The 12,808-nt window shown below is 36.8% G+C and carries 11 protein-coding genes; 8 read left to right on the forward strand and 3 right to left on the reverse strand.

Going from position 1 to position 12,808, the window contains the following annotated elements; genetic code table 11:
* Positions 1–471: 471 nt before the first annotated feature.
* From NST12_RS16480 to NST12_RS16515, 8 genes are all read left to right on the forward strand, one after another.
* Positions 472–840, forward strand: coding sequence for a TnpV protein (locus NST12_RS16480; protein ID WP_341102392.1), 369 nt, complete (start codon positions 472–474; stop codon positions 838–840).
* Positions 841–959: 119 nt separating this feature from the next.
* Positions 960–6,266 carry an SNF2-related protein gene (locus NST12_RS16485; RefSeq protein WP_341102395.1) on the forward strand — a complete coding sequence of 1,769 codons (5,307 nt, stop codon included), beginning with the start codon at positions 960–962 and terminating at the stop codon, positions 6,264–6,266.
* A gap of 146 nt (positions 6,267–6,412) precedes the next feature.
* On the forward strand, positions 6,413–6,961 hold the full coding sequence (locus NST12_RS16490; protein WP_341102397.1) for a hypothetical protein: 549 nt from the start codon (positions 6,413–6,415) through the stop codon (positions 6,959–6,961).
* On the forward strand, positions 6,958–7,218 hold the full coding sequence (locus NST12_RS16495) for a hypothetical protein (protein WP_341102402.1): 261 nt from the start codon (positions 6,958–6,960) through the stop codon (positions 7,216–7,218). The genes NST12_RS16490 and NST12_RS16495 overlap by 4 nt, the downstream gene beginning before the upstream one ends.
* Before the next feature lie 3 nt (positions 7,219–7,221).
* Entirely contained in the window at positions 7,222–8,019 is a 798-nt protein-coding gene (locus NST12_RS16500) for a hypothetical protein (protein WP_341102405.1), read from the forward strand.
* 24 nt (positions 8,020–8,043) lie between these two features.
* Positions 8,044–9,552, forward strand: a complete 1,509-nt coding sequence (locus tag NST12_RS16505; RefSeq protein ID WP_341102408.1) for an LPD25 domain-containing protein — start codon at positions 8,044–8,046, stop codon at positions 9,550–9,552.
* Between the two features lie 28 nt (positions 9,553–9,580).
* A complete protein-coding gene (locus NST12_RS16510; RefSeq protein WP_341102411.1) occupies positions 9,581–10,042 on the forward strand; it encodes a hypothetical protein in 462 nt (153 codons plus the stop codon).
* A gap of 179 nt (positions 10,043–10,221) precedes the next feature.
* Entirely contained in the window at positions 10,222–10,857 is a 636-nt protein-coding gene (locus tag NST12_RS16515) for a hypothetical protein (protein ID WP_341102414.1), read from the forward strand.
* Positions 10,858–10,900: 43 nt separating this feature from the next.
* Here the strand turns inward: NST12_RS16515 and NST12_RS16520 are convergent, their stop codons facing one another.
* From NST12_RS16520 to NST12_RS16530, 3 genes are all read right to left on the reverse strand, one after another.
* The gene (locus NST12_RS16520; protein WP_341102417.1) at positions 10,901–11,068 is read right to left on the reverse strand and encodes a hypothetical protein; all 168 of its coding nucleotides are present in this window, start codon (positions 11,066–11,068) and stop codon (positions 10,901–10,903) included.
* Between the two features lie 94 nt (positions 11,069–11,162).
* Positions 11,163–11,366: a hypothetical protein gene (locus NST12_RS16525; protein WP_341102420.1), complete on the reverse strand. Its 204-nt coding sequence runs from the start codon at positions 11,364–11,366 to the stop codon at positions 11,163–11,165.
* Between the two features lie 61 nt (positions 11,367–11,427).
* Complete coding sequence (locus tag NST12_RS16530; protein ID WP_341102423.1) at positions 11,428–12,807, reverse strand: DUF2325 domain-containing protein; 1,380 nt, start codon at positions 12,805–12,807, stop codon at positions 11,428–11,430.
* Position 12,808 lies beyond the last annotated feature (1 nt).

The following is a 12,808-nucleotide window of genomic DNA, read 5'->3' on the forward strand; positions in this document are numbered from 1 at the left end:
AGTATGTTTCTGGCAAACAGACAACGGAGTTGCTATTCGATGTCACTCAAACGTCAGGTCCAGCCCTTCAACGGCCTCAGTGGGAGATTTTAGAAGAGGAAAAAGATTATATTTTCCGTTACATTGACGAAGAAAGAAATTATGATGAAAATACGTTAGAAGGAAAAATGGACCGTTTAACAGCAGATATAGCTTTGACTTACATACGAGACATCCAAAATCTAATTGATGTAAGTGAAATTGATGAACGAGCTTTTACAAAGTTTGTAATTCAAAGCGCTCAATTCATGGTTAGAGAACGCTCCGGATTACAACCTTCCTTAGAAGATATGGATTTTTCTTTTTTAGAAGACTTGAAGAAAGGAAAAACCCTATTAGCTGTTGGATATGTAATGCAGCAAACGACTCAAAATGTGATGCGTAGTGTTGCAGAGTTAAAAAAATCCTTTAAAAGAGAAAGGAATGAATTCAATGCCAGTCGAATTTACTTACAAGAAAACAAAAGAAGGCTATCTAGCTCCGAATATTCAAACGAGCAACAATCCGGAGGACGATCGTCCGATCGGGAAATACGGGAGGATGGCTTTGACCTATCTTCAAGAAACGGATCCAATTCTGTTCATGGAACTTCAAATGAACGGGACACTCCACGAGAAAATGCACAAAATGGACGACATGATCAAGGAAAAGATCCTCAATCTTCAGGAACAATTACTACTAGAGAATCCGGTGCCGACGACGGAGGATATTCTGGAGAAGACTCGTCATTTGAATCAAATTCATCTTCAAGCCGAGGAAATCGTCTTGAACGAAGTATTGTATCAAACTCAAACCAATTAGAAACAGAAACGGAAGAAAATAACGAAACAGAACAAATTGACGAACAACTAGACTTATTCAATGATTGGGATTCTGTCGGTGAAGATGGTGAAGATGAACAAAATAGTGTTGATTTAGCAGTGGAAGAAGAAACCACTGCTTTTTCTATTTCTCAAAAAGAAATTGATGATGTTTTAGTTCAGGGGTCAGGATTTGAGAATGGAAAGTATCGAATAGTTGATTTCTATGCAACCAATCCAACTAATGAGGAAGCCGTTACTTTCTTAAAAAATGAATATGGCACCGGGGGATGGGGTGGCCCTGGTCTTTTGAATGTCGCACATGATAGTAAAGGTATCACTATTACTAAAGGAGACCTAGTTAAGCCTGATGATGAAATAACGGTTAAATGGTCAGACGCTGCTAAACGTATAAGAGAATTGATTATTCTTGATCGCTATCTTAGCCCTCAAGAAAAGTTGGAACTGGAATCTTATCATCAAAAACAAGTAGAAAACTCAGCCAAAAATCTAACTGAACAAGCTGAAAGTACCAATCAATCTTCTACTGATGAAGTTGAGGAACAAAAAATTAGTCCTGATAACGCAACAGAAGAAGTTGAAGTACAAAATTATCGTTACGATGAGTCAGATAATTTATATCCTGGTGGAGAAAAAACAAAATATAGAAACAATGTAGCTGCCATTCGATTGCTGAAACAGCTTGAATCTGAAAAAAGAGAAGCCACTTTAGAAGAACAAAAAATCCTTGCCCGATATGTAGGATGGGGTGGGTTAGCCAATGTTTTTTCAGATAATCCGAAATGGGAAAATGAACAACAAGAACTCAAAATGCTTCTTACAGAAAAAGAATATCGAGAAGCTATGGAGAGTACCATTACAGCCTTTTACACCGATCCTGCCATCATAGAAAGGATGTATCGTGCCTTACATCAATTTGGCTTTGAAAATGGGAAAATTTTAGATCCGGCAATGGGAACAGGGAACTTCTTTTCTGTTCTTCCTGAAAGCATGCAAGAATCGGAATTAACCGGTGTAGAATTGGATAGCATTACGGGGAGAATTGCTCAAAAACTTTATCCTAAAGCTGATATAAAGGTTCAAGGCTTTGAAACAACTTCCTTTCCAGATAACTATTTTGATGTGGTGATAGGCAATATTCCGTTTAACAATATTAAAATTCCGGATGCACGATATGATGAGTATAAATTTTTAATTCATGATTATTTCATCGCAAAATCCTTAGATGTTGTGAAGCCGGGCGGTATCGTAGCTTTCATCACGTCAAAGGGAACAATGGATAAAAAAAATACAGACGTTCGAGAATATATTGCTGAACGAAGCGATCTACTTGGCGCCATTCGACTACCGAATAATGCTTTTAAAGCTATTGCCGGCACAGAGGTTACAACGGATATTCTCTTTTTACAGAAACGGGAAACTCCACGTAATTTAGAAGAAGAACGGCCTCTTTGGATTGACACCGTGGAACTGCCCAATGGTATAGAAATCAATCGGTATTTTGCTGAAAACAAAGAAATGATGTTAGGTGAGATGGAGTTTTCCGGTTATTTTAATGGTTCCAGTCAATATGATTGTGTGTTAAGAGAAGATCAAGAATTGTTACCCTTATTAGACAACGCCATTCAACGTATAGAAGGTACTTTTAAGGCCAAAACCGATGAAAATGAATATGAGGAAACGACAGTTCCTTCTAAGGCATATTTAAGAGCACCCGAAGGTGCCAAAAATTTTACCTATATCGTTCATAATGATGAACTTTATTACGTTGAAAATAATCAATTAATTCCTCAAAATTTCAGTCAAAAAACAACAGAACGCATAAAAGGATTATGTGGAATTAGAGAAGCGCTGCGAGACGTAATTAATATTCAAACCAAGCCATATGATCCAGAAACATTAAAAGAGCTTCAGAAGGTGTTAAACCAACGATACGATGATTTTGTATCTAAGTTTGGTTACATTAATGATCGCGCAAATCAAAAAGCTTTTATGGAAGATGATCAGCTGCCTTTATTACTCTCGATCGAGAATTTAACCGAAGATAAGACGTATGAAAAAGCCCCCATTTTTTATAAGGCAACCATTCGTCCACAAGAAATAAAAACGAAAGCTGATAGCGCTAAAGAAGCGCTAGAAATGTCTTTAAACAATAAAATGAAAGTGGATCTTCAATATATGTCTAAAATATATGGCAAAGATCCTGAAACAATCATCGATGAACTCGGTGATTTGATCTATTTGAATCCTGAAAAATACACTGGTGATATAACAACGGGTTGGGAATTTAAAGATGAATACTTGACAGGCAACGTATATGATAAGTTGCAATATGCTAAACAAAAAGCTAAAGAACATCCTGAACTTTTCCAACGTAATGTAGAAGCTCTTGAAGATGTTCAACCACCACGTTTAGGACCGGGGGATATACATTTTAGGATTGGATCATCATGGATTCCTAAAAAATATTATCAAGAATTTATGTATGAATTGTTTGGGACAGAACCATATAATCGCATTGGAAAATATCCTACTATTTATCTGGATTATTCGGAATACACTAATACATGGAAAGTAGAAGGGAAACACGCCGAGCCAACTTCGGTAAAAGTGAATTCCGTTTATGGGACAAGCAGAAAAAATGCTTATGAACTGTTTGAGGATTGTTTAAACTTGCAGGACACAACGGTCCGTAATCCTGAAACGTATATTGATCAAAACGGACGTGAACAAGTGAGATACGTAGTTGATCCTAAAGAAACCATGATTGCACGTTCCAAACAACAAGATATACAACGGGCCTTTTCAGAATGGTTATTTAAGGATCCTGAACGCAGTAAAGAATTGCTTGACATTTATAACAATACTTTTAACACGATTCGCCCTAGAACGTATGATGGTAGTTTCCTAACCTTTCCGGATATGAACACTGAAATGGAACTAAGACCACACCAAAAAAATGTGGTGGCAAGGATTTTAAGCACAGGAACGGCCCTCATCGCTCATGAAGTAGGTGCCGGTAAGACAGCTGCCATGATAGCAGCTGGAATGAAATTAAAACAAATTGGGGCTATTAAAAAGCCTATGTATGTCGTGATGAACCATACCATTGAACAATGGGCCAATGAATTCATGCGGTTTTATCCAAATGCCAATATATTAGTGACCACGAAAAAAGATTTTGAAAAGAAAAATCGTCAGCGTTTTGTTTCTAAAATTGCGACAGGCGAATATGATGCGGTGATTATTGGCCATAGCCAATTTGAAAAAATAAGACTATCCAAGGAACGGCAAGAAAGCATTTTGCGTAAGGAAATCGCAACGCTAACTTATGAAATCAAAGAAGCAAAAAAACGGGATGGCAATGATTGGAGCGTTAAACAATTGGTCATCTTTCAAAAAAAATTAGAGGACCGTTTAAAAAAATTACAAGCCGATTATAAAAAAGATGATATTTTGAATTTTGAAGATCTAGGTGTGGACGCTCTATTTGTCGATGAAGCGCACTTGTATAAAAATTTATATACTGTTACGAAATTAAGAAATGTTGCTGGAATTGGTACTTCTAGTAGTCAACGAGCAACGGATATGAAAATGAAGTGTGAATATATTCAAGAGCAAAATCAAGGACGTGGAGTCGTTTTTGCAACGGGAACACCTGTCACCAACAGTATGTCTGAACTTCATGTTATGCAACGCTTTTTACAGCCAGAAACCTTAAAACGTATGGGACTAGAGTTTTTCGACAAATGGGCTGGAACTTTTGGAGAAGTTACATCTTCTCTTGAAATGACACCTGAAGGTTCGGGTTATCGAATGAAATCGAGATTTTCAAAATTCCATAATTTACCTGAACTGATGAACACCTTTAGTTTAGTGGCAGATATTCAAACGGCTGATATGTTGAATTTACCTAGACCTGAATTGGAAGGTGGTAAAGCACAAATCATTGTGTCCCCCATTTCCGATTATCAAAAACGCAAAATGGATGAATTTGTTGAGCGCTCCGAAGCGATTAGAAATGGCATGGTTGATCCGTCCGAGGATAATATGTTAAAACTCACGCACGAAGCGAAACTTATGGCCATTGATCCTCGTTTGATCGATGAAGATGCGCCTGCAGATGAAAATTCAAAACTGAGCAAATGTGCCAATAAAGTCTATGAAATATGGAATGAAACGAAAGAAAATAAGTCCACACAAATCATTTTCTGCGATAGTGGAACACCAAGACCTGACAAGTTTAATGTTTATGACGAAATTAAGAGACAACTGATGGAAAAAGGCATACCTGAAAAAGAAATTGCATTCATCCACGACGCAAAAACAGAAGCTCAACGAGATCAGTTATTTGAAAAAGTGCGTAACGGTGAAGTCCGAGTGATATTAGGAAGTACGAGTAAAGTCGGTACGGGAACCAATATTCAGGATCGATTGATCGCAGGACACCATATTGATTGTCCATGGCGGCCAGCCGATTTAACTCAACGCGATGGCCGTATTTTACGGCAGGGGAATATGAACAAAAAAGTTCAAATTTATCGTTATGTTACTAAAGGTACGTTTGATGCCTATCTGTGGCAGATTCAAGAGCAAAAAAATCGATACATTTCTCAAATTATGACTGGAAAGAGTATTACTCGTTCTGCTGATGATTTAGATGAAACGGTTTTAACGGCAGCCGAAGTGAAGGCGATTGCCACGGATAATCCATTTTTACTTGAAAAGATGACCATCGATAATGAAGTCAATCGATTGCGTCTCATTCGAAATCGTTGGTTGAATGAAAAAGCCGCCATGCAAAGAAATTTGGAAAAAGTATATCCAGAACGGTTGAAAAATTATGCGAAACAAAAACAGGCTATTTTGTCTGATATAGAAACTGTGAAGAAACACGGAGACCAAAACTTCAAAATGACCATTGGCGGTAATCATTATTTTGATGCAAAAGAGGCAGGCGTTGCCTTACGTGAATTAATCAATAAACAGGCCATTAACGAGGGAAATATGGTACCTGTTGGAACGTATAAAGGTTTAGAAGTATATGTAACCCGAACCGTTTTAGATGAAATACGGATAGGTTTAAAAGGCCAAAAAAGTTATGAATGCAAATTTTTGAAAGATGAAAAGGGGAATATTCTACGGTTAACCAAATTGGTAGAAACATTTCCTCAAGAAATCGAGAAAATCGAGCAAAAAATTCAGTCAACAGAACAACAAATCAGAGACACTGAAAACGAACTTAAGCAACCATTTATTTATGAAGATGAGTATCAAAAATTGCTTAAAAAACAGACAGAATTGAACTTAAAAATGGAGTTTAGTTCTGACATTATGGAGCAAGATCAAGGAAATAGCAAAAAAATCTCACATTCTCACAAACCATTGCAGGAATTAGAAAGATGAAAAATTCCGGTTCTTCGGTTTATATGGTGAAAAATCCCCTATCTAAAGATAGGGGATTTTTTTCATGGATATTTTCATGAAAGGAGGTGATGTTCAAAAACAAATACCATGTTTCTTAAAAATGAAAAGGAAGGAGGGTTCATTGAGTGCCTGATACTTTTTATTACCGCGTGAAAAAAGGATCTAATTTGGAAAAAGACACAAGATTCCTTTTTGAAGGTGATCAGTTTTTATCTATTCATGAGCAGAAAATCAAAAAATTACTCGGTTTAAAAGACATAAAGCATTTGTCGTTTATTGCGGCACCGGCTGAATTTAGTGGTGTTGGCATTAACACTCGTTTTTTTCATCTTTATGAAGATAGGGAGCATGAGTTTAAAAAACATCCTGTGAATGGGGTCCGATTTTTCAAAAAGAACAGTAATCCTCATAAAGCCTGGGTTCAATTTCTAAAGGATATAGGCATGGAGAAAGATATTCTTAAACTCTCAATAAGCCATTACGCCTGGAATTTTCCACTCAATAGCCTGAAATTAGTCAATCCTGAAATGGATGGATATTATTACTTGGAAATGAGAATCCCGGTAGAACATGAGGAATTAGAATCCGTTACGGCTGCTGAATATTTTCAAGCCAAGGCCAATTTTGAAAAAGAAAAAAACGTTGTAAAAATGGGGGAAGAAAGGATAACATGAGAAAATTTTGCTTTTTAGAAGGAATCGATAACAATGAGTTAGTTCTTGTGTCGCAAGGAAACGAGATACGGGTCCCGGCAACAGAATCCCAAGTTAACCTGTTTTCCAATCTTTTAGATCAGGGGGAACCGGTTCTTTTAAAAGTGGACACAGAGACATTAGAACTTATTGATTTTGATGAAAATGAATTTAGAGGAGAACTTGAAAATCCGGCATTGCTTGGGGCAACAGATGAATTAGAAGAAGAGGAGGAATAATTCGTGCAAGCAGTGAGTGATTCTAAAAAATTAGAACCTGTGAAAGTTGAAGATGTTGTGATGATAGATGACTTTCCGATTGATGGTGAAGTATATCGTGTCGTAAAAAGTGACGAACGTTTTGCGTTCGTCTGGGGGCATTCTTATAAAAATGATGATCGTTTGCCTCAATATAACATATCTGATGGAGAAAATGGGATTCAATGGTGCGATAACTTCCAAGATGCACTTGAAATCATGAAAGATTCTGTTGAAGCCCATGGATACTCCATAAAAGAATTGAATTCTCAATCAAAAATTCAACTGATGCGTAAAGATTTGCAATCGAAATCCGAACAACAGTTTAAAGAGAATTATCGGGATCATGTGCTCGACGAAATAGACCAAATGAAAAAAGAAGAAGAGATGTATAAGTTGAATTACATGCAAGAAATCCTTTCTATGTTGAACTGGGACGAAAAGGAGGAGGAAGCAAAGGAAACAAAACAGGAGATCAAAGATCCTGAACAAGAAAAAAAAGAGCGTGAAAAACGTGTGCAGGCAATGAAACGTTTTGAAGAAACTCACACGTTTGACGAAGTTTATCGGTTGAAAAAAGAAGTGCTGCAAGAGTTGAAACAGCTAAATTTGACAGAGCAGCAAATGGAAAAATTATTAAAAATTGAAAAGGCCCTTGACGCTGAAAAGCAAGCATATGATCGGAGTCAAAATCAAGACAAAAATGAGAAGGGTAAGGGATTGGTGAATCGAATAAAAGCTGGAATAACCAAAAGAATGAAATCTCATGAAATGGAGCGCTAAATTATTTGAAAGGGGGAGCAAATATTGGTCTACAAGAAAAAAACAAATGAAGAAAAAAAGGCTGAAATTCAGTCTTTAATTGATCAGATGGATCAATCGGTTGAAAAGTATTTCGAATCGCAGGAAGACTTACTCGAATATTTAACATACATGAGCAAGTTTTATAACTATTCTTACAGCAACGCTGCCTTAATTCAAAGTCAATTTCGCGGCGCACAAGCAGTAGGTTCTTATAAATTTTGGAAAGAACAAGGATACTCCGTTAAAAAAGGCGAAAAAGGAATCAAAATTTTGGTTCCTCAAAAAGTGAAAGGGAAATTCCAAGACGAAAATGGACAATGGAAGTATCTTGAAGAAGCCACTGAAAAAGAAAAAGAGCTTATTGAACAAAAGAAGTTGAAAAGTTATCCTGGCCGAACCGTTTTTGGTATCGGCCATGTTTTTGATGTAAGCCAAACAACCTGTCCGGAAAGCGAATTGCCAAAGGTCTTTCCCAATAAGTGGTTGGAAGGGGAAGTCAAAAATTATAAAGCATTTATGGATGCCTTAAATAAGGTGGCTGACTCAATGGGTGTCAAAATTGTTCCTCCACGGCATGAATTAGGAGCAGCAAAGGGAGTGTTTTATCCACTCGACAACGTCATTTCATTGAATCCAAGGAATAGTGAGCTGCAAAATGTCACAACGTTAATTCATGAGTTAGCTCATGCCAAGCTGCATACGAAAGAAAAATTATACGAAACGTCTACAAGTGAAAAAGAATTCCAGGCAGAAATGGTCTCTTATGTCGTTTCTGCCTATTTTGGTTTGGACAATGCAGAAGGTGCGAAAGAAAGAAAATCATTGTCCTATTTAAGCCACTGGACACAGGGAAAGGAGCTGAAAGACAAGACTAAATTACTTAAAGAAGTTCGAGAAACATCCAAAGAGTTCATCGATACGATTGAAAAACACTTTACCAAAGAGAAAAACGCCGAGATAAGGAAGGAGAACGAAGTACAGCAAAAGAAAGACGATCCAGTCTATTTAATTAATATGACTCGATCGGCATTATCCATGACGGCCTCGACTGTTTCTTTATCCAAAATTCGAGAAAAAATAAACTATCCCGAATTAGACAATAAGGAATTTATTCAAGCGTTCAACGAAAAATATAAAAAACGCTTTTTTATTTTGCCTAAAAACGAGTTGAAAGAACCTATGGTGCTGATTCGTTGGTCCGAACATGAACTTCTCCCAAGCAACCATTTATTCTCGTTTAAAGAAGCTAATCAGCTTTTCGCTAAATTGAACAAACAAGAACTGGAATCAGATGGATACTATAAAACCCGATATTCGGTCTTATTACCGGATCAGGAAATGGGTCTAAATCTCATCAATCCTGAACGTCATGACATCGGAGATGGATTTTATACCGATATTATGGACCAACTAAAAAAAGATCGATTACTAACAGATAAACAGGAAAAACAAATACAGAATTCGTTAAGTGAGAAAAAGAAAAAAACCCTTTCTTTTGAAATGTCTTACTAACTAAAAAGATAGAGTGTGGGGTAAAATGATGGAGAAATTTATCAGAATTGATTTAGTGGGGCATTGGAAAGGAAGGGAACATAGAAGTAGTCAGAATGGTTTAGCCGGCGAGTGGGACCATGAAACAAAGAAATCTTCCTGGGAAGATGGAATAAGCTGCTATTCACTTAAAAATAAGTCGGAAGGAATTGAAAACCTTCGTCAATACTGGTACGACATCGCCAGGTTTACTACTGCTAGTCGATTTGAAGGAATGCAAGTAACGATCTTTGAAGGTAAGAAAATTGGTATGGGAAGCGATTGGGAGGATATTGCTACCTGTGAAAAAACGATTGCTGAATTAGATGCAGTCGAGTTTATGGGAAAAGTGTTTGAAGCATACGAGCGATTCGAGGATGAAGAGATCACAGAAGAAGAATATAATAAACACCTGAAAAATTTAATAAACTTTGATAAACCTTTGGTAAAAGCCAATGACAGAGACCTATAAGATGAAAAAGGCCCTTCTCGTTTGAGAATGGTCTTTTCTTTTTTTTACACCAAAAAGTGAACGATTAATAAATTAGATAAAATATTATGAAAAAACAAAAAGATAAATTGACACGACATTAAATGTCGTATATAATAAACTTATAGAACGTCATTAAATATCTAAGGAGGAAAAATATTATGAAAATTAAATTGAATCGGGATGAATTACAAGAACAAATTGCACAGGTTGTGAAAGATGCCGGGGAATGGGGGAATCAAGGCGGGGAAATCCAATTATATGCTCGTTACGACGAGAAAACTGGATATGTGACCGAATTTTTCACTCAAACATTCGCCGGTCACAATAGCTGGATTGAGGGCGACAATATTGTTGGTTTATATACAGAAAAATGGTTTAAGCCTTTGGATGGCGAAGATTTATCCGAATGGTTGGAATCGGAATTATATGAAAACAAGGATTTATTACAATCCTTTATCGAAAAATACAAGGAAGAAACGGGCGAAACTTTACAGGATGAAAAAGAAGCTGCGCTGCAAACCTATGAATTTGAAAAATACTTCCCAGAAAAATGGGAAGAATTCAAGGAAAAATGGGCAAAATTAAGTTTAGAGCATTATATAGCAGAATTAGACTTGCGAGATTTACTGGATCTGGATCGTTTAAAATTGGAGGGGATCGAGGTTTCGAACGAGTATCCCAGAACAGAACAAGTGCAAGAAATGTCGGAAGAGGAAGTCCTTGAATTGACGAAAGCAGCCCACCATCAAAAAACAAATAGACGCAATCTAAACTTAGGAGAACGAGATAGATGAGGTAAATGCTTAAAAAAGTAAGCCCTTCACAAAAGAGAAGGGCTTACTCATAAACCAATATAAAGTCGTTGTAGTCAATACCGTCAAAATGATGTTCTTCAACAAATGCTTCTTCGTCAAATCCGACCAGTTCAAGCGCTTCATCTACCGTTAAAGAGCGATTCGTTAAAACTTCCCCTACCAAAATGTCTTCATAAAATATTTTTGCCATCTTCCAATCCTCCTGTTTTTTATTTTTTATGCGATCCCCTTGATGTATCTTTATTATACAATTATATAATTATATAGTCAATAGCTATTTCTAGCTATTTCAATAGTTTTTTCAATTCGTCCAGATCTTCTTTCCAAAAAAGCTGGACTTTACCTTTACCGTGACCACTTTCTTTGGCTGGCTTAATATTTCCTTGTCGCAAGTGGTGTTGAAAAGCCACGCTTGATAGTCCAACATAGCTTTCAGCTTCGCGTCTCGTCATAAGCTGTTCTAAAAATTCTTCTTTGGTCATCTTCATTATTACTTTCCTCCGAAACCATATTATACAATTATATAATTATTATACCTCCTTTTTATAATTATATCATCGCAGATATTTCATTTAATAATTTGGGAATGTTCACACCTTTTAGGAAAAAGATTGGCACATTATTTTCAATCGCAAATGCTTTAGCTTCCCACATTGCAGAATGGGAGATAAACTGAGTAAGAACGATAATGATATCGGCCTGTTTCAAAGCTTGATAAAAATCTGGATCAAATGTTTCTCCTGTGTGTGTTAAAATGGTACAAGAATATTCTCTTTTGGCTTGTTCTTGGCGACGGCCGCCGATGATAGCAACGGTTTTTTCAGAGAGAACATCTAATGTTTCTTGTTCTACATCACCTTGTGTTTCTTCTAATTGAGGTACAACAATTTCTTCTTGCGCCGGCTGCAATTCATGAATCAGTCGGTCCTTTTCCTTCAATTCATTGATTAATTCACCAACAAAGGATTTCAATTCATGAATTTTTTGAATATCAGCAGGATCGCGAGTGAAAACATGTTTTTCTTCCCGTAATTTCCGTATATCTTCATAGGCAGAAGCCAATCGATTTTGCAATTTTGCTTGTTCGGCTTTCAGTTCCTCGATTTGATGGACGTATTTTGTGATTTTTTGACGTGTGCGACTCAACTCATCGGTCAACATAGCAATACGCCGAAATAAAAAGGCATTGTCGCCTTTTTCTTTTCTCACAAGCTGTCCGATCCATTCAGTACGCATTCCTTCCAACGCTTCTCCCAACGGGAAATGAAGGACGATAAATCGCATACGTTTTGGTCCGAATTCTTTCGCATCCTCATTAACGATCCATCCGAGTGGGCCGATGTCTAACAAATGTGTATAAACAAAATACTCATTTGCTGCTTTCCAAAAACTCTGTTTTTCTTCTATCGTTTTGAATCGATTCAACACATCCCTCCGGTACTGCAAAACAGTGCGCGCATTTATTGCTCCAATTCCTAATTTTTGATAAGCTTCACGAATCTCAAAATCCTGCAATTCATTCACCACATCACGCCAATTCGCTATAGCATAATCCGTGTATTTTTCCCAAAATTCATCTTTGTTTTTTTCGAAAATTTTATATCGATTTTGATGCGCGTTTTCCACTTCTTGCGATTGAACGCCTTCAATTGTGTGGCCATAATTGATCGTTACATCACTGATTATCTGCCCACTCAATTCATCTCGATATATGAGGGCCTCCGGTGTACTTTCTGATCCACATTTTTTGCAAACAAGATTTACAATTGGATGCTTTACCTCATCCATTTTCTTTTCGAGATTTTCTAAAGTTAATACTCCGTAATCATATATCTTTTTTTCGTTGTGAAAATTGCAATATTTACAACGACCATGAAGCCAAACTGTGACATGTGTCTTTACTTTAAAATATGGTCTAATATCACCCATT

Source organism: Bacillus sp. FSL W8-1127, from assembly GCF_038006725.1.
Taxonomy (GTDB): domain Bacteria; phylum Bacillota; class Bacilli; order Bacillales; family DSM-4216; genus Bacillus_O; species Bacillus_O smithii.

Bases quoted from the DNA above. Each gene is read 5' to 3' on its own strand.
- NST12_RS16480 (WP_341102392.1), top strand. From the start codon at position 472: ATGCCAGTCGAATTTACTTACAAGAAAACAAAAGAAGGCTATCTAGCT.
- NST12_RS16495 (WP_341102402.1), top strand. From the start codon at position 6,958: ATGAGAAAATTTTGCTTTTTAGAAGGAATCGATAACAATGAGTTAGTT.
- NST12_RS16510 (WP_341102411.1), top strand. From the start codon at position 9,581: ATGGAGAAATTTATCAGAATTGATTTAGTGGGGCATTGGAAAGGAAGG.
- NST12_RS16515 (WP_341102414.1), top strand. From the start codon at position 10,222: ATGAAAATTAAATTGAATCGGGATGAATTACAAGAACAAATTGCACAG.
- NST12_RS16520 (WP_341102417.1), bottom strand. From the start codon at position 11,068: ATGGCAAAAATATTTTATGAAGACATTTTGGTAGGGGAAGTTTTAACG.
- NST12_RS16525 (WP_341102420.1), bottom strand. From the start codon at position 11,366: ATGAAGATGACCAAAGAAGAATTTTTAGAACAGCTTATGACGAGACGC.
- NST12_RS16530 (WP_341102423.1), bottom strand. From the start codon at position 12,807: ATGGGTGATATTAGACCATATTTTAAAGTAAAGACACATGTCACAGTT.